Annotated in this window: 15 protein-coding genes; 6 read left to right on the top strand and 9 right to left on the bottom strand. The window is 74.0% G+C overall.

Annotation, left to right across the window (positions count from 1 at the left end):
- Window positions 1-5 precede the first annotated feature (5 nt).
- Both C3486_RS27475 and C3486_RS27470 read right to left on the bottom strand, forming a co-directional pair.
- The gene (locus C3486_RS27475; RefSeq protein WP_181138725.1) at window positions 6-749 is read right to left on the bottom strand and encodes a zinc ribbon domain-containing protein; all 744 of its coding nucleotides are present in this window, start codon (window positions 747-749) and stop codon (window positions 6-8) included.
- Window positions 746-1,636 (bottom strand): Nif3-like dinuclear metal center hexameric protein, encoded by an 891-nt coding sequence (locus C3486_RS27470; RefSeq protein WP_103835460.1) that lies wholly within the window; start codon window positions 1,634-1,636, stop codon window positions 746-748. The genes C3486_RS27475 and C3486_RS27470 overlap by 4 nt, the downstream gene beginning before the upstream one ends.
- 248 nt (window positions 1,637-1,884) lie before the next feature.
- Between C3486_RS27470 and C3486_RS27465 the strand changes: the two genes are divergently transcribed.
- Together C3486_RS27465 and C3486_RS37510 are read left to right on the top strand one after the other, a co-directional pair.
- A complete protein-coding gene (locus tag C3486_RS27465; RefSeq protein WP_103835459.1) occupies window positions 1,885-3,297 on the top strand; it encodes a hypothetical protein in 1,413 nt (470 codons plus the stop codon).
- 150 nt (window positions 3,298-3,447) lie between these two features.
- Window positions 3,448-3,612 (top strand): hypothetical protein, encoded by a 165-nt coding sequence (locus tag C3486_RS37510; RefSeq protein ID WP_181138722.1) that lies wholly within the window; start codon window positions 3,448-3,450, stop codon window positions 3,610-3,612.
- Window positions 3,613-3,813: 201 nt separating this feature from the next.
- Here the strand turns inward: C3486_RS37510 and C3486_RS27460 are convergent, their stop codons facing one another.
- From C3486_RS27460 to C3486_RS27450, 3 genes are all read right to left on the bottom strand, one after another.
- Window positions 3,814-4,749: a 3-oxoacyl-ACP reductase gene (locus C3486_RS27460; protein ID WP_103835458.1), complete on the bottom strand. Its 936-nt coding sequence runs from the start codon at window positions 4,747-4,749 to the stop codon at window positions 3,814-3,816.
- 69 nt (window positions 4,750-4,818) lie between these two features.
- Complete coding sequence (locus C3486_RS27455) at window positions 4,819-5,895, bottom strand: Zn-dependent alcohol dehydrogenase (RefSeq protein WP_103835457.1); 1,077 nt, start codon at window positions 5,893-5,895, stop codon at window positions 4,819-4,821.
- 113 nt (window positions 5,896-6,008) lie between these two features.
- Entirely contained in the window at window positions 6,009-6,893 is an 885-nt protein-coding gene (locus C3486_RS27450; RefSeq protein WP_103835456.1) for a MaoC/PaaZ C-terminal domain-containing protein, read from the bottom strand.
- A gap of 360 nt (window positions 6,894-7,253) precedes the next feature.
- Between C3486_RS27450 and C3486_RS27445 the strand changes: the two genes are divergently transcribed.
- The 4 genes from C3486_RS27445 (at window position 7,254) to C3486_RS27430 (ending at window position 10,873) form a co-directional block, all read left to right on the top strand.
- Entirely contained in the window at window positions 7,254-8,264 is a 1,011-nt protein-coding gene (locus C3486_RS27445; RefSeq protein WP_103835485.1) for an ABC transporter ATP-binding protein, read from the top strand.
- A complete protein-coding gene (locus C3486_RS27440; RefSeq protein ID WP_103835455.1) occupies window positions 8,261-8,989 on the top strand; it encodes an ABC transporter permease in 729 nt (242 codons plus the stop codon). The genes C3486_RS27445 and C3486_RS27440 overlap by 4 nt, the downstream gene beginning before the upstream one ends.
- A 115-nt stretch (window positions 8,990-9,104) precedes the next feature.
- On the top strand, window positions 9,105-10,271 hold the full coding sequence (locus tag C3486_RS27435; protein ID WP_103835484.1) for a sensor histidine kinase: 1,167 nt from the start codon (window positions 9,105-9,107) through the stop codon (window positions 10,269-10,271).
- Window positions 10,268-10,873, top strand: coding sequence for a response regulator transcription factor (locus C3486_RS27430; RefSeq protein ID WP_103835454.1), 606 nt, complete (start codon window positions 10,268-10,270; stop codon window positions 10,871-10,873). Before C3486_RS27435 ends, C3486_RS27430 begins: the two co-directional genes overlap by 4 nt.
- Before the next feature lie 63 nt (window positions 10,874-10,936).
- On the opposite strand, the gene gcvH is transcribed toward C3486_RS27430, so the two are convergent.
- The 4 genes from gcvH to C3486_RS27410 all read right to left on the bottom strand — a co-directional run.
- Window positions 10,937-11,323: a glycine cleavage system protein GcvH gene (gcvH, locus tag C3486_RS27425; protein WP_103835453.1), complete on the bottom strand. Its 387-nt coding sequence runs from the start codon at window positions 11,321-11,323 to the stop codon at window positions 10,937-10,939.
- A gap of 86 nt (window positions 11,324-11,409) precedes the next feature.
- Window positions 11,410-12,204, bottom strand: a complete 795-nt coding sequence (locus C3486_RS27420; RefSeq protein ID WP_103835452.1) for an SDR family NAD(P)-dependent oxidoreductase — start codon at window positions 12,202-12,204, stop codon at window positions 11,410-11,412.
- Between the two features lie 131 nt (window positions 12,205-12,335).
- Window positions 12,336-13,862 carry an MFS transporter gene (locus tag C3486_RS27415; RefSeq protein ID WP_103835451.1) on the bottom strand — a complete coding sequence of 509 codons (1,527 nt, stop codon included), beginning with the start codon at window positions 13,860-13,862 and terminating at the stop codon, window positions 12,336-12,338.
- Between the two features lie 195 nt (window positions 13,863-14,057).
- The coding region (locus C3486_RS27410; protein WP_103835450.1) for a Nonspecific lipid-transfer protein at window positions 14,058-15,053 on the bottom strand (996 nt) is incomplete at its 5' end.

The following is a 15,053-nucleotide window of genomic DNA, read 5'->3' as shown; positions in this document are numbered from 1 at the left end:
GCGGCCTACAGGCCGGAGTCGGGCGTGCGGACCAGGATGCGGCTGCAGTTCTCGCAGCGCACGACCTGGTCGGCGGCGGCCGCCCGGACGTCGTTCAGCTCGGTGATGTCCAGCTCCAGGCGGCAGCCCTCGCAGCGCCGCTGGTAGAGCCGCGCCGCGCCGACGCCGCCCTGCTTCTCGCGCAGCCGGTCGTACAGCTTCAGCAGGTCGGCCGGGATGTCGGCGGCGGTGAGCTCGCGCTCCTTGGTGACCGTGGCCACCTCGGCGTCGATCTCGGCGAAGGCGGCGTCCCGGCGCGCGACGGCGTCGGCGACCTTGGCCTGCACGGCCTCCACGCGCTCGGTCAGCTCGGCGACCCGCTCCTGCGCGGACTCGCGGCGCTCCATGACCTCCAGAACGACCTCTTCCAGGTCGCCCTGGCGCTTGGCCAGCGAGGCGATCTCGCGCTGGAGGTTCTCCAGGTCCTTTGGCGAGGTGATCGCGCCGGAGTCCAGCCGCTGCTGGTCGCGGGCGGCGCGCTGGCGCACCTGGTCCACGTCCTGCTCGGCCTTGGTCTGCTCGCGGGCGGTGTCGCTCTCCTCGGTCTGCGCGGCGACGAGCAGGTCGCGCTGCTGGGTGAGGTCGCCCTCCAGGGTCTGCAGCTCGGCCAGCTCCGGGAGGTTGTTGCGGCGGTGCGCGAGCTGGGTGAGCCGGAGGTCCAGGGACTGGACGTCCAGGAGGCGGATCTGGTCTGCGGGCGCGGCGTTCAGTTGGGGGCTCCAGTGGATTCGTCAGTGAGCACAGCGCGCGAAGCGCTCTGCTGAAGGGCGGTGGCGGACGCCGCGTGGGCGGTCCAGGGATCGGTGACCGTCTTCGAGACATGGACCCGGAGGTCCCAGCCGTGCCGGTCGGAGATCTCGTCGAGCTGTGCGGCCGCCTGCTCGCACCAGGGCCACTCGGTGGCCCAGTGCGCGGCGTCCAGCAGCCCGAGCGGGCTCTTCTGGGTGGCCTCGGAGGCCGGGTGGTGGCGCAGGTCGGCGGTGAGGAACGCGTCCACGCCCGCCGCGCGCACGTCGTCGAAGAGGCTGTCGCCGGAGCCGCCGGAGACCGCGACCGTGCGGACGGTGCGCTCCGGGTCGCCGGCGACGCGGATGCCCTGCGCGGTGGCCGGCAGCCGCTCGGCGGCGTACCGGGCGAAGTCGCCGAGGGGCATCGGGTGGGCGAGCTCGCAGACCCGGCCGAGGCCGCGGCGGCCCGCCGGGTCGCTCGCGTCCGGCACGAGGGGGCGCAGCACGCGCAGGTCGAGGACACCGGCGAGGGCGTCGGAGACGCCGGGGTCGGCGGTGTCCGCATTGGTGTGCGCGACGTGCAGGGCGATGTCGTTCTTGATCAGCGTGTGGACGACCTTGCCCTTGAAGGTGGACGCCGCGACCGTCGTCGTCCCCCGCAGGTACAGCGGGTGGTGGGTGACGAGCAGGTCGGCGCCGAGCCGCACGGCTTCGTCGGCGATCTCCTGCACGGGGTCGACGGCGAAGAGGACCCGCTGCACGGGGGCTTCGGGGTCGCCGCAGACGGTGCCGACGGCGTCCCACGCCTCTGCCCGCTCGGCGGGCCACAGGGCGTCGAGGGCGGAGAGGACTTCAGACAGTGCGGGCACGGATGGAAGGTTACCTCCCACGCATGGCCGGACGCCCAGCCGTGCCGGTCGGCGGCACCGGACCCGCCGTGCCGGGGCGGCCTGCGGGCGCCGGCCGCCCCGGCACGTCCGGCCCGGGCGGCACATCCGCCGCACCGTTCGCAGGCGAATCGGACACACGCCACTCATACGCGTGAAGTGGTCCATCACTCGTTGATCGGCAAGAAGTGCGAAAACTAGCTTCGACCGTGACTGGAGGTGACCATTCCATGACTGCCTGTGCCGCCGAGAGTGTCAGACCCAAGGGGAACAGCGTCGGAACCGAAGGCCACACCGAGAGGGGCACCGAGCCCGCGGCCGCCGGACCGCCGGGCCTCCCCGCGCTCAAGGGCCTCACCGGCCTGCCCGGGCGGCACGCGCCGCTGACGGTCGCCGCCGACGGTTCGTACGCCGCGCGGCTCGTCCCCGCGCCGGGCGGCGGCTGCTTCCCCGAGCGCTGGACGCTGGACGGCTGCGAGCCGTACGCGGTGCCGCTCCCCGGCCGCCGCCCCGAGCGGCCCGACAGCGAACTGCTGCCGCTCGGTGACGGCCGGGTGCTGATCCTGCGCCGCGCCGACGGCCACAGCACGGTCGCCCTCCTCTACCCCACCGGGCCCGGCACCGGCGAACTGCCGTTGGGCAGCGTGGAGTCCGAGGGGCTGACGCTGCTGCCGCCCGCCCCGTGCGGTACGTCGGCGTACGCCCTCTCCCCGGTCGGCGGCGACGGGGCGCGCCGGGCCACCGCGGTCTGGCTGCTGCACGGCGGCGCGGACGGCCCGCAGCGGGTCGCACTGGTGCCGGGCCGGTGCACCGGCGGGGCGTGGCTGGACCGCGCGGGCCGGCTGCTCGCCCTGGACCGCGAGCTGGACGGGCTGACCAAGACCGTCGTGGTCGACCTCGGCCGGGGAGGAACGATCAGCCCGCTGCTCCAGATCACCGAGCGGAGCAACGACCGGCTGCTGCTGGCCGACCCCGACAGCGGGCTGGTGCTGCTGCGGTCGGACGCGCCGGGCCACGACCGGATGGGCTGGGGCGTACTGGGCAGCACGCTGCCGGTGCGGTTCCCCGAGGCGCTGCACGCCGCGGACGCCGCACTGACGCCGTTCGCTGCGCAGCCGGGGCAGGCGCTGACCCCGGAGAGCTGCGCGGTGGCGTTCCGGGTGGACGCGGCCGCCGGCACCTGGCTGGCCGTGTGGCGGCCATCGGCCGGGAAACTGCTGCGGCCGGCTGCACCGGCGGGCTGGCTGGCCGGTACGGGCCACTGGACGGCGGAGGGCGAGCTGCGGCTGCCGTACGCGACGCCCGCCACCCCGTGCGGCGTCGCGCGGACGGTCGTCGAGTGGGAGCCGGAGGGTGCCGCTCCGGATGCCGCGGCAGCATCGGCGGCGCTCCCCGTACCGGCCGGCGCGCAGCAGCCGGAATTGCATGCGCAACGGCCGCGGCGGTTCACCTGGAACACCTCGGCCGCCCTGCCGCCCGCTTCCGGAATCCTCACTTCCATCGCGGGACGTCCGAACGGCTGCACAACATCCGCACAACCGGACCCGGCGGAGCGGGAACCGTACGCCGATCAACCGCATCCCCGAACGTGCAGGCCAGTACCGCTGCAAGAGGCGCCGCTCGCGGCCCGGGAGGCCCGGTAGAGCCGGAAAGCACGCCCCGTTAGAATTTCGTAAGGGGCTACGCAGCCGGTTGACCCGGCCACCGACGGTGCTGCCTGGGGTACTCCCAGCGGAGCTCGGGGAGGTCCCGACGCGTACACCTGTAAGCGATCTGACGGAGTGACACTTTCCATGTCCGAAGCCCGAACCGACACGACCGAGGCGCGCCCGCAGGGTTCCGCCCAGGCCGCCCCGGCCGCAGGCTCCGGCAAGCACCGCGGCCCGGCAGCGAGCGAGGACGCGGCGGCGTCCGGCGCCGGGCGGCACCGCCGGCCCACGGACTCCCGGAACGCCTGAGCGAGAGCCGGGCAGTACCGGGACGGCCGTGGCCGCCACGGGAGGTACCTCCCTGGCGGCCACGGCCGTCGTGCGTCACGGGGCGCCCGCCCCGAAGCGCCGCGGTCAGCGCTTCATCAGAGGCAGCGCTCAGCGCTCCTCAAGGGCCCGCGGCCAGCGCCTCTCGAAGGCCGGCGGTCAGCGCTTCTGCAAGGGTCACGGTCAGCGCTTCTTGAGGCCGAGCACCTCCGTCGCCGCGAAGTTCTCCTCCGGGGCGCGGTCCCCGAAGTACGGCGTCAAAGCCGCGTCCAGCTCCTCGTACGTGAAGACCTCCTTGGCGGCGTCGAACTGCGCGGCCACCCGGGGCCGTTCGAGGAGTGCGGCCATACCGCCGTGCACCACGAAGACCTGCCCGTTGACCCGGCCGGCCGCGGGCCCGGCGAGATAGCCCACCAGCGGCGCGACGTGCTCGGGCGCCAGCGGGTCCAGCTCGCCCTCACCCGGCTCCCCGAAGCCCGCGAAGACGTCCTCGGTCATCCGGGTGCGGGCCCGCGGGCAGATCGCGTTGGCGGTCACGCCGTACTTGGCCAGCGCCACCGCCGTGGAGGTGGTCAGGCCCACGATGCCGCCCTTGGCCGCCGCGTAGTTGGGCTGTCCGGCGGAGCCGGCGAGGAACGCCTCGGAGGAGGTGTTGACGATCCGGCCGTACACCGGGGCGCCGCCCGCCTTGGCACGCTCGCGCCAGTGGGCAGCGGCGAACCGGGTGGTGTTGAAGTGGCCCTTGAGGTGCACGCGGATCACCGCGTCCCACTCCTCCTCGGTCATCGAGAAGACCATCCGGTCGCGCAGGATGCCCGCGTTGTTGACCAGGATGTCCAGCGCTCCGTAGCGCTCGACGGCCAGCTCCACGAGGCCGCGCGCCGTCTCGAAGTCGGCCACGTCCCCGAGGTGCGCGGTGGCCTGCCCGCCGGCCGCCCTGATCTCGGCGGCCACCTCCTCGGCGGGCGCGGCGGAGGCCGCGCCGGAGCCGTCCCGACCCGGCTGCCCGTAGTCGTTGACGACCACGTTGGCGCCGAGCCGGGCGAGTTCGAGCGCCTCGGCCCGGCCCAGGCCGCGGCCCGCCCCGGTGACGACGGCCGTCCTACCGTGCAGCACCATCCGTGCCTCCCGTTGTCCGTGTCTCCCGTTGCCCCGCGTCCGCCGCGCTCTCGTGCCGCGCCGTGCGCCTCACAGTTCGATGCAGGTACGCAGCGCGGTACCGGTGCGCATCTGCTCCAGTGCGTCGTTGATGCCGGTGAGCGGCACCCGGTGGGTGATGAGGTTTTCCAGATCGATGCGGCCGGCCCGCCACAGGGCGATGGCGCGTTCGTAGGAGCGGACCACGTCCCCGCCCCCGTACAGCGAGGGCAGGATCCGCTTCTCGTCGAAGAACAGCTCGAACATGTTGACCTGGAAGAAGTCGTCCATGGCGCCCGCGCCCACGATGCACAGCGTGCCGCCGCGCCGGGTCGTCTCGTAGGCGGTGCGGGCGGTCGCGGACTTGCCGACGACCTCGAAGACGTAGTCGAAGCCCTCGCCCGCGGTGATCCGCTGCTTGGCGTCGGCCAGTCCGTCCGGGGCGACCGCCTCCGTCGCCCCGAAGCGCAGCGCGGCCTCGCGGCGCGACTCCACCGGGTCGACGGCCACGATCTGCGCGGCACCGCTCGCCCGCGCGCCCTGGATCGTGGAGATGCCCACGCCGCCGCACCCGATGACCGCGACCGACGAACCGGCCTCCACCCGTGCGGTGTTGAGCGCGGCCCCGAGGCCGGTGGTCACGCCGCACCCGATGAGCGCGGCGATGTCGTACGGCACGTCGTCGGGGACCGGCACCGCGCAGTTCGCCGCGACCACGACCTCCTCGGCGAAGGTGCCGGTGCCGGCGAAGCCGAAGACGTCCCCGCCGGGGCGCTTGAAGTTGGGGGTGCCGGCGTTCATGAAGCCGGCCAGGCACAGGTGCGTCTGGCCGCGCCGGCAGGACGGACAGCTGCCGCACGCGGGCAGCCAGCACATCAGGACGCGGTCGCCCGGCGCGAGCCCGGTGACGCCGTCCCCGACCTCCACGATCTCGCCCGCGCCCTCGTGTCCGGGGACGAACGGCGCGGGCTGCGGCAGCACGCCGCTCATCGCGGAGAGGTCGGAGTGGCACAGGCCGGTGGCCCTGATCCGTATCCGCACCTTCCCCGGCCCGAACCCGACGGCCTCCACGTCGTCGAGGACCTCCAGCTTGTCCTGCCCTGTCTCGTGCTGTACGGCTGCGCGCATCTGCGGCTCCTCTGCGTACGGACGCTACGGAAGGTGCGGGTGGTGAGAGTGGTGCGAGTGCTTCGGGCGGCCCTCCGGGGGCGCGGGGCAGGCGGCGGCCCGCCCCGGCCGGGTCAGACGTGCTCGACCACGGTGTCGGCGAGTACCGGTGCGTCGTCGCGCTCCGGTGCGGTGACCGACACCTGGACGCTTCCTCGGCCGGGCGCGTCCCGCCACATACGGATGCGCAGCGGCTCGCCGGGGAAGACCACGCCGGCGAAGCGTGCGGCGTAGCTGCGGACCCGGCCGACGTCCCCGTCCAGCACCGTGTCCACCACCGCCTTCAGCGTCACTCCGTACGAGCACAGGCCGTGCAGGATCGGCTTGTCGAAGCCCGCGAGCGCGGCGAACTCCGGGTCGGCGTGGAGCGGGTTCCAGTCGCCGGAGAGCCGGTACAGCAGCGCCTGGTCGGCGCGGATGAGCCGGGTCACCGTACGGTCGGGCGCGCGCTCGGGCAGGTCCAGGCGGGTGGACGGGCCGCGCTCGCCGCCGAAGCCGCCCTCGCCGCGTACGAAGATCTGGGTGTCGCTGGTCCACAGCGGCCCGTCCTCGTCGGCGGTCTCCGAACGCAGCACGATGACCGCGGCCTTGCCCTTGTCGTAGACGGCGGGGACGGTCGATGTCTGGCGGGCCGCGCCCTTGACGGGGATCGGCCGGTGCAGGGTGATCTTCTGGGCGCCGTGCAGGACGGCCGCGAGGTCCACCTCGATGCCGGGGGACGAGAGCCCGCCGACCACGGCCATGCCACCGCCCGCGACGGTGGCGAAGCTGGGCAGGACGTGCAGCCGGCTCTCCAGGGTGTAGCGCAGCTCGTCGGGGTCGGTGGCGGCGCCGGGCCGCTCCTCGGTGGGGGCGCCCGCGCCGATGCCGAGGTGGTAGAGCTGCACGTCCTTGTGGTCCCAGGCGAGGTCGGAGGTGCGCGGCTCGGCGGCAACGGCCTTGGCGGCGTCGATGGGCATGGGGCGGGGCTCCTTCGCCGTGGTGCGGTGTCGTACGGGTGGCGTGCGGAGGGCGGGCGGCAAGACCCCGGCCGGGCGTCCGCACCGTCGGCCGGCCGGGGTCGTCAGCGGTCGGTGACGCGCCGGGGCGCGGCGGCCGCGCGGCACGTCACGACGGCGCGCGAGCACACTAGAACGCGTTCTACCGATGGCCCATGTATAGCCCATACGGCTTCGGCCCGGAACCCCCTGACGGTGCGTCAGGTACGGACGGGTGCATCCGGCGGCCGTCTCCCCCGCCGCACCCGTGACATTTGTCCTCCCCGGCCGACGACATTTTTTTCTACCCGGACCACCCTCACTGTCCGTAGATTCATGGGCATGACGACGACAACGGGGAAAACGGGGACAAGGGGGAGCGCTCGGGATACCGCCGCTGTGGCGTTCTCGGGCGTGGTGAAGACCTACGGTGACGTGCGGGCCGTCGACGGCCTGGACCTCACCGTCCGGCGCGGCGAGACCGTCGCGCTGCTGGGGCGGAACGGCGCCGGGAAGTCGACCACGATCAGCATGCTGCTCGGGCTGCTGCCGCCCACCTCCGGCGAGGTGCGCCTGTTCGGCGGCGCCCCGGAGGAGGCGGTGCGCGCGGGGCGGATCGGCGCGATGCTGCAGGACGGACAGCCGATACCGCGGGTGACGGTGCGGGAGCTGGTCGCCTTCGTGGCGGCCACGTACCCGAAGCCGATGGCGGTGTCCGAGGCGCTGGCGCTGGCCGGGCTGGCGGAGCTGGCGGGACAGCGGGTGGACCGGCTCTCGGGGGGCCAGGCGCAGCGGGTCCGCTTCGCGGTGGCGCTGGCCGGCGACCCGGACCTGGTCGTGCTGGACGAGCCGACCACGGCGCTGGACGTCGAGGGCCGCCGGGACTTCTGGCGCGCGATGCGGGCGTACGCGCGGCGGGGCAACACCGTGGTGTTCTCCACGCATTACCTCACCGAGGCCGATGAGAACGCCGACCGGATCGTGGTCGTGGACCACGGCCGGGTGGTGGCCGACGGCAGCGGCGAGGCGATCAAGCGCACCGTCGGCGGCGCGCTGGTCTCCTTCGACCTGGCGGGCGGCCCCAGCGACGGGCTGACCGAGCTGCCGGGCGTGACGTCCCTGGAGATACGGGGCGACCGCGCGCTGCTGCGGTCCGGCGACTCCGACGCGACGGTGCTGGCACTGGCCCGGCTGGGCCTCGTCCGGGGCCTGCAGGTGGCCCCGGCCAGTCTGGAGGACGCGTTCCTCTCCCTCACTTCCTCCCGCACGGACGCCGCGGACGGCGGCCGGGCGGTCAGCGGTACCGGTGCCCCGGAAGGCGCAGCGGCGGTCGGCGAAGGAGCCCGGTCATGATCGACTACATCCGTCTGGAAGTCCGCAGAACGCTGCGCGACAAGGGCTTCGTGATCTTCGGCATCGGGATGCCGGTGCTGATGTACCTGCTGCTGACCAACCTCGTCGGGGACTCGGGCAAGGACGCCGAGGCATGGAAGGTCACCGCCATGGTCGGCATGGCGTCGTACGGCGCGCTGGGCGCGGCGCTCGGCACGGGCAACGGTGTCGCCGAGGACAAGAAGCTCGGCTGGCTGCGGCAGCTGCGGATCACGCCGCTGTCCCCGGCCCGGGTGGTGGTGGGCCGCGGGCTGAGCGCGTCGGTGACCGTACTGCCCGCGATCGTCGTGGTGCTGCTGCTGGGCGCGCTGGTCAACGGCGTACGCCTGGCGACCTGGCAGTGGGCCGGGCTGGTCGTCCTGCTGTGGCTGGGCACGACGCCGTTCACGCTGCTCGGCCTGGGCAACGGCTACCGCCTCTCGTCGCAGGCCGCCGGCATGGTGAACGCCGGCTGCATGATGCTGCTGGCGATCATCGGCGGGCTGTGGTTCCCGGCCGCGGTGTTCCCCGGCTGGCTGCGGGAAATATCCCGCTGGACGCCGTCGAACCGCTTCGCGGACCTCGGCTGGAGCGTCACCGCCGGGCACGGCCCGTCGGCGGGTACGGTCCTGGTGCTGGTGGCGTGGCTGGCCGCGTTCGGCGGTTATGCGGTGTACGCGTACCGGCGCGCGGCCCGGACGGCCTGAGGCGGGACGGGGCGGTACACAGGTGGTGCGCGTGCGCGGCACGGAGTTCGAGGACGTCATGGCGGAGCGGGACGACGAGGCCCCCAAGAAGGGCTGCGGCAGGGAGCCCTTCTGGATGAGCCTGGGGGCGCCGAAGGACGGTCCCGTGACCTTCCGGAAGGGGCCCACGCCCACCACGTTCCTGCCCTGGCTGATCATGGGCGTGGGCGCGATCTCCAACACGCTCAACGGGAAGGCCGGCAACCCCTGGCTGGCCGGTGCGGGACTGCTGGCCTTCAACTCGCTCTACGTCGGCGTGGTGCGCACCGCCTTCGACCCGCGGGCCCGCGCCACCTGGGTGCCGTACGGCCTGCTCGCCGCGCTGGCCGTCGTGACGTACGCCCTGGGGATCGGCTACGGCGGGGCGTGGATGCTGTTCTTCCCGCTGATGACGCTGGCCGCCGGGACCCTGCTGCGCGGGCGGCCGCTGTTCGTGGCGCTCTTCATCGCCAGCGCCTCGGCCGGCACGCTGGCCGGCCACGGCAGCGGCGACCCGTGGGACGCCTCGACCATCGGTTACGGCACCTTCATCTCCGGCATGGTCACCTCGGCCGTCCTCGGCCTCTTCGAGACCAACCGGCGGCTGCGGGCCACCGAGGGCCGGCTGGCCCGTACGGCGGTGGAGAAGGAGCGGCTGCGGTTCTCCCGCGATCTGCACGATCTGCTGGGGCACACCCTCTCGGTGGTCGTGGTGAAGGCGGAGGCGGTCCGCCGGCTGGCGCCGCGGGACGTGGACGCGGCGCTGGAACAGGCCGCCGACATCGAGGCGGTGGGCCGGCAGGCGCTCACCGAGATCCGGGAGGCGGTCACCGGCTACCGCCAGGGCAGCCTGGCCACCGAGCTGGACCGGGCGCGGTCGGCGCTGGAGGCGGGCGGCATCGAGCCGGTCGTCCGCCAGTCGGGCCCGCCGCTCTCCCCGCAGGCCGGTGCGCTGCTGGGCTGGGTCGTGCGGGAGGGCGTCACCAACGCCGTCCGGCACAGCGGCGCCACCCGCTGCGAGATCGAGGTGCGCGTCGACAGCGACCGGGCCCGGCTGACGATCACCGACGACGGCCGCGGTCCCGTAAGCTCCCAGGCACCCGCCGAGGGCGGCGGCACGGGGCTGACCGGGCTCGCCGAGCGGCTGGCCGCGGCCGGCGGCACGCTGGACGCGGGGCCCGACGGGCGGCGCGGTTTCCGGCTGGTGGCCGAGCTGCCCGAGGACACGGGCGTACTGCCGGAGGCGGAGGAGATGTCCAGGTGATCAAGGTCCTGCTGGCCGAGGACCAGGGGATGATGCGCGGCGCGCTGGCGCTGCTGCTCAATCTGGAAGCGGACATGGAGGTGGTGGCGCAGGTGGCGGCCGGCGACCAGGTCGTCGCCGCGGCCCTGGAGAGCCGCCCGGACATCGCGCTGCTGGACATCGAACTGCCCGGGCGCAGCGGCCTGGACGCGGCGGCCGACCTGCGGGAGGCGCTGCCGGACTGCAAGGTGCTGATCGTGACCACGTTCGGGCGGCCGGGGTATCTGCGGCGCGCGATGGAGGCCGGGGCGTGCGGCTTCCTGGTGAAGGACGGGCCGGTGGAGGAGCTGGCCGCGGCGATCCGCCGGGTGCTGGCCGGGGAGCGCGTCATCGATCCCGGGCTGGCGGCCGCCGCGCTGAGCGCCGGGCCGAATCCGCTGACGCCCCGCGAACAGGAGGTGCTGACCGCGGCTGTGGACGGCGCGACGGTGGCCGACATCGCGGGCAGACTGCACCTCTCGCAGGCGACGGTGCGCAACTACCTCTCGGCCGCGATCGGCAAGACCGGCACCCGCAACCGCATGGAAGCGGTCCGCGCGGCCCGGCGGAACGGCTGGCTGTAGGGAGCGGCACGAACGGGGTCGTCCGCGGATGGGGTCTGCCGGAGCGGTACCACCCCTAAGAGCCTAAGAGCCCTCCTCGCGCAGGTAGTCCTCGTACTCCGCAGCGCTCAGCAGGGCGTCGGTGTTGCCGGACACCTGGAGGACGAGCAGCCAGCCGTCGCCATAGGGGTCGGAGTTGATGTCGTCGGGCGAGTCCGCGAGGGCGGCGTTGACCTCCACCACCGTGCCGGCGACCGGGAGGTAGATCTCGCTGACCGCCTTGACGGACTCCAGCGAGCCGATCGGCTCACCGGCCTCGAAGGTCTCGCCGCGCTTGGGCAGTTCGACGTAGACGATGTCGCCGAGCTGGCGCTGGGCGTAGTCGGTGATGCCGATCGTGGCCCGGTTGCCGGCCGGCCGGAGCCACTCGTGGTCCTTGCTGTACGACAGGTCAGCGGGGATGTTCGCCATGCGACGACGGTGGCACCGGCGCGCCGGGCCGGCAAGGCGGAAACCGGGCTGCCGCGTCCCGCCCCGGCGGGGCGCGGCCCGGGCGCTCAAGTCCGCAGGTACGAAGCGCCGTTGACGTCGAGCACGGTGCCCGAGCTCCACTGCGCCTCCGGGGAAGCCAGCCAGCGGACCGCGGCCGCGACCTCGGCCGGCTCGGCGACCCGGCCGAACGGGCTCTGGGCGCGGATCGCGGCGCCCTCCTCGCCCTCCAGCCGGTGGCCCACCCGCTCGGTGTCGATGAAGCCGGGCGCCACGGACGCCACGGCGATGCCGTACGGCGCGAGCGCCACGGCGAGGGACTGGCCGAGAGCGTGCACGGCGGCCTTGGTGGCGCCGTACGCGGGGTTGTCGGGCTCGCCGCGGAAGGCGCCGCGCGAGCCGACGTTGACGATCCGCCCGCCGGTGCCCTGCGCGATCATGCGCTGCGCGACGCCGTGGCTCAGGTGCGCGGTACCGAGCAGGTTGACCGCGACGTGCTGCTGCCAGGCGGCGGTCCAGTCGGCGTACGAGGTGGTGGCGGGCGGGTGCGGCGTGTTGACGACCGCGGCGTTGTTCACCAGAACGTCGATGCCGCCGAGCGCCGCGTCGGCCGCTTCGACCAGGCCGGCGGCGCCTTCGGGGCTGGCTACGTCGGCCTGCAGCAGGGTGTGGCCGTCGCCGGGCAGCGCGGCGAGGGTCTCCTCGGCTTCCGCCCGGCGCGAGCCGTAGTGCACGGCGACGCGGTCACCGTTCTCCGCGAAGGCGTGTGCCAGGGCCCGGCCGAGGCCCCGCGACGCGCCGCTCACCAGGACGCGGCGGCCGGTGGCGGGAAAGGACGGGGCAGCGGTGTCGTGGTCAGTCATACCCGCATCCTCTCGCGCCACTTCGCCCGGCAAACGCCCGGGACCAGCGACGAAGCACACACTTCCGCAGGAGAACCGGCTCCTCCCCGCGCCGCTTCCAAGGCTTCCGCACCCTCCCCCTGCGCCGCCCCTCAGGCTTCCGCGCCCTCCCCCGCACCGTTCCGCCCGATGCCCTGCGTGCGCTCACCGTCTTGTGCGCGTTCCGCGTCCTGCGCGCGTTCCCCGTCCTGTGCACGCCCCGGGAGGGAGAGCAGCATCAGCAGGACGCTGCCGAGGAGGACTCCCGCGGCGACGCGGAAGGCGAGGGCGTAGCCGTCGGCCAGGGCCGCGCGGCCGGTACCCGCGACTCCGGCCGCGACCGTCGAGAGGACCGACAGACCGAGTGCGCCGCCGATCTGCCGGGAGGTGTTGATCAGTCCGGAGACCAGCCCGGCGTCGCCGGCCGCCGCACCCGCCGTGCAGATCGCGGCGATCGGGGTGGCCGAGAGCCCGGCGCCCAGCGCCATCGTGATGCCCGGGCCGAGGATCGTGCCGACGTACGTGCCGTGCAGGCCCATGGCCGACTGCCAGGCCATGCCCACGGCGGCGAGCAGCACGCCCGCGACGGCCACGGTCTTCGCGCCGATCCGGGGCAGCGCCATCAGCCGGGGCGCCGCCTTGGAGCCGATCACGATGGAGAAGGAGTGCGGCAGGAAGGCCAGGCCCGCCTGGAGCGCGGAGTAGCCGAGGACGTTCTGCGTGTAGAGCGAGAGGAAGTACCACATGGAGAACATCCCGGCGCCGACCACGACCATCGCCGAGGTGGTCGCCCACACCGACCGCGGCCGGAAGACGCCCAGCGGCATCAGCGGCGCCGCCGAGCGGGCCTCCACCGCGACGAAGGCGCCGAGCACGGCCACCCCGGCGACCAGCGGCAGCAGCGCGCCGGCGGCCGTCCAGCCGCGTTCGCCGGTCTGCACGATGCCGTACGCGACGAGCGCGAGGCCGCCGGTGACGAGCAGCGCGCCCGGCACGTCCAGCCGGCGGCGCTCCCCCTGCCGGCTCTCGCGCAGGCAGAACGCGGCACCGGCCAATACCAGCGCACCGATGGGCACGTTGATCAGCAGCACCCAGCGCCAGGACAGGAATTCGGTGAGCACCCCGCCGACCAGGCCGCCGGCCGCGCCGCCGCCCGCGCCGACGGCGGTCCAGGTGGCGACGGCCCGGGTGCGCGCGTGGCCCGGCGGGAAGGAGGTGGTGAGGATGGTGAGGGTGGCGGGGGCGAGCACGGCGGCGCCGATGCCCTGGACCGTCCGCGCGGCGATCAGCTGCCAGGGCTCCTGCGCGAGCCCGCCGCCCAGGCTCGCCGCGGTGAACAGCCCGAGCCCGATGAGGAAGACCCGCTTGCGCCCGAAGAGGTCGGCGGTGCGCCCGCCGAGCATCAGGAACCCGGCGAAGGTGATCACGTACGCGTTGACCACCCACTGCAGACCCAGTTCGCTCAGGCCGAGCGAGGACCGCATCGTGGGCATCGCGACGTTCACCACGGAGACGTCGAGGACCACGAGGAACTGCCCCGCGCAGACCGCGAGCATCACCGCCCAGGCGGGCGGGGCCTTGCGGGCGGTGGCGCGGGACGGTGGCTGGCCGGTGGTCGTGAGCGGGGGCATGCCGGTCATCCTGTCATCCGACGAATGCACACGGCATCGGATTATCGGCCCAACGGTCCCGGTCCGCAGGACCTAGGACCGCAGGCTCCAGGGCGGCGGGACGCCCGGCCGCAGGACGTCGGAACGGCAGGACGTCGGAACGGCAGGACGTCGGAACGGCAGGACGTCGGCCCGGCAGGCCCCAGGACCGAGTACGGACGTCCGCTACGGCCGGCGCAGCAGCGTCACCACCGCAGCGCCGCCCAGTCCGATGTTGTGCGCGAGCCCCACCCGCGCGCCCGGTACCTGCCGCGCTCCCGCCTCGCCGCGCAGCTGCCAGGTCAGCTCGGCGCACTGGGCCAGTCCGGTGGCGCCGAGCGGGTGGCCCTTGGAGATCAGGCCGCCGGAGGGGTTCACCACCCACCGCCCGCCGTACGTGGTCGCGCCCTCCTCGACGAGCTTGCCGGACTCGCCGTCCGCGCACATGCCCAGCGCCTCGTAGCTGAGCAGTTCGTTGACGGAGAAGCAGTCGTGCAGCTCGACGACGTCGACGTCCTCGATGCCGAGCCCGCTCGCCTCGTACGCCTGCCGCGCCGCGGCGCGCGACATCGGCCTGCCGACGACGTCGATGCAGGAGCCGGACGCGAAGGACTCCTCCGTGTCGGTGGTCATGGCCTGCCCGGCGATCTCCACGGCCCGGTCCTCCAGGCCGTGCTCGCGGACGAAGCGCGCGGAGGCGACGACGGCCGCCGCCGCGCCGTCGGAGGTCGGCGAGCACTGGAGCTTGGTGAGGGGATCGTGCACGGTCCGGGCCGCGAGCACCTCCTCGACGGTGTATACGTCCTGGAACTGGGCGTACGGATTGTGCGCCGAGTGCCGGTGGTTCTTGGCGCCGACCGCCGCGAGCTGGCGCGCTGTGGTGCCGTACCTCTCCATGTGCTCGCGGGCCGCGTTGCCGAAGATCTGCGCGGTGGGCGGGGTCCGCGCGAAGCCGTGCCGGGCGGCCATCACCCCGTAGTGCCGGGCCACGGGCGAAGCGGCGAAGTCGTCGCCTCCCGCGCCCCCGCCCAGCGCGCCGCGCTTCATCTTCTCGAAGCCCAGCGCCAGCACGCAGTCGTTGATGCCGCCGGCCACGAACTGCCGCGCGAGCATCAGCGAGGTCGCGCCGGTCGCGCAGTTGTTGTTGACGTTGTGCACGGGCACGCCGGTCAGGCCCAGTTC

The organism is Streptomyces sp. Ru73 (assembly GCF_002920575.1).
Taxonomy (GTDB): Bacteria; Actinomycetota; Actinomycetes; order Streptomycetales; family Streptomycetaceae; genus Streptomyces.
This window is presented reverse-complemented; position numbering and strand designations above follow the sequence as displayed.

Coding starts and splice junctions, on each gene's coding strand:
- C3486_RS27465 (WP_103835459.1), top strand. CDS start 1,885: ATGACTGCCTGTGCCGCCGAGAGTGTCAGACCCAAGGGGAACAGCGTC.
- C3486_RS37510 (WP_181138722.1), top strand. CDS start 3,448: ATGTCCGAAGCCCGAACCGACACGACCGAGGCGCGCCCGCAGGGTTCC.
- C3486_RS27460 (WP_103835458.1), bottom strand. CDS start 4,749: ATGGTGCTGCACGGTAGGACGGCCGTCGTCACCGGGGCGGGCCGCGGC.
- C3486_RS27455 (WP_103835457.1), bottom strand. CDS start 5,895: ATGCGCGCAGCCGTACAGCACGAGACAGGGCAGGACAAGCTGGAGGTC.
- C3486_RS27450 (WP_103835456.1), bottom strand. CDS start 6,893: ATGCCCATCGACGCCGCCAAGGCCGTTGCCGCCGAGCCGCGCACCTCC.
- C3486_RS27445 (WP_103835485.1), top strand. CDS start 7,254: ATGACGACGACAACGGGGAAAACGGGGACAAGGGGGAGCGCTCGGGAT.
- C3486_RS27440 (WP_103835455.1), top strand. CDS start 8,261: ATGATCGACTACATCCGTCTGGAAGTCCGCAGAACGCTGCGCGACAAG.
- C3486_RS27435 (WP_103835484.1), top strand. CDS start 9,105: ATGAGCCTGGGGGCGCCGAAGGACGGTCCCGTGACCTTCCGGAAGGGG.
- gcvH (WP_103835453.1), bottom strand. CDS start 11,323: ATGGCGAACATCCCCGCTGACCTGTCGTACAGCAAGGACCACGAGTGG.
- C3486_RS27420 (WP_103835452.1), bottom strand. CDS start 12,204: ATGACTGACCACGACACCGCTGCCCCGTCCTTTCCCGCCACCGGCCGC.
- C3486_RS27415 (WP_103835451.1), bottom strand. CDS start 13,862: ATGACCGGCATGCCCCCGCTCACGACCACCGGCCAGCCACCGTCCCGC.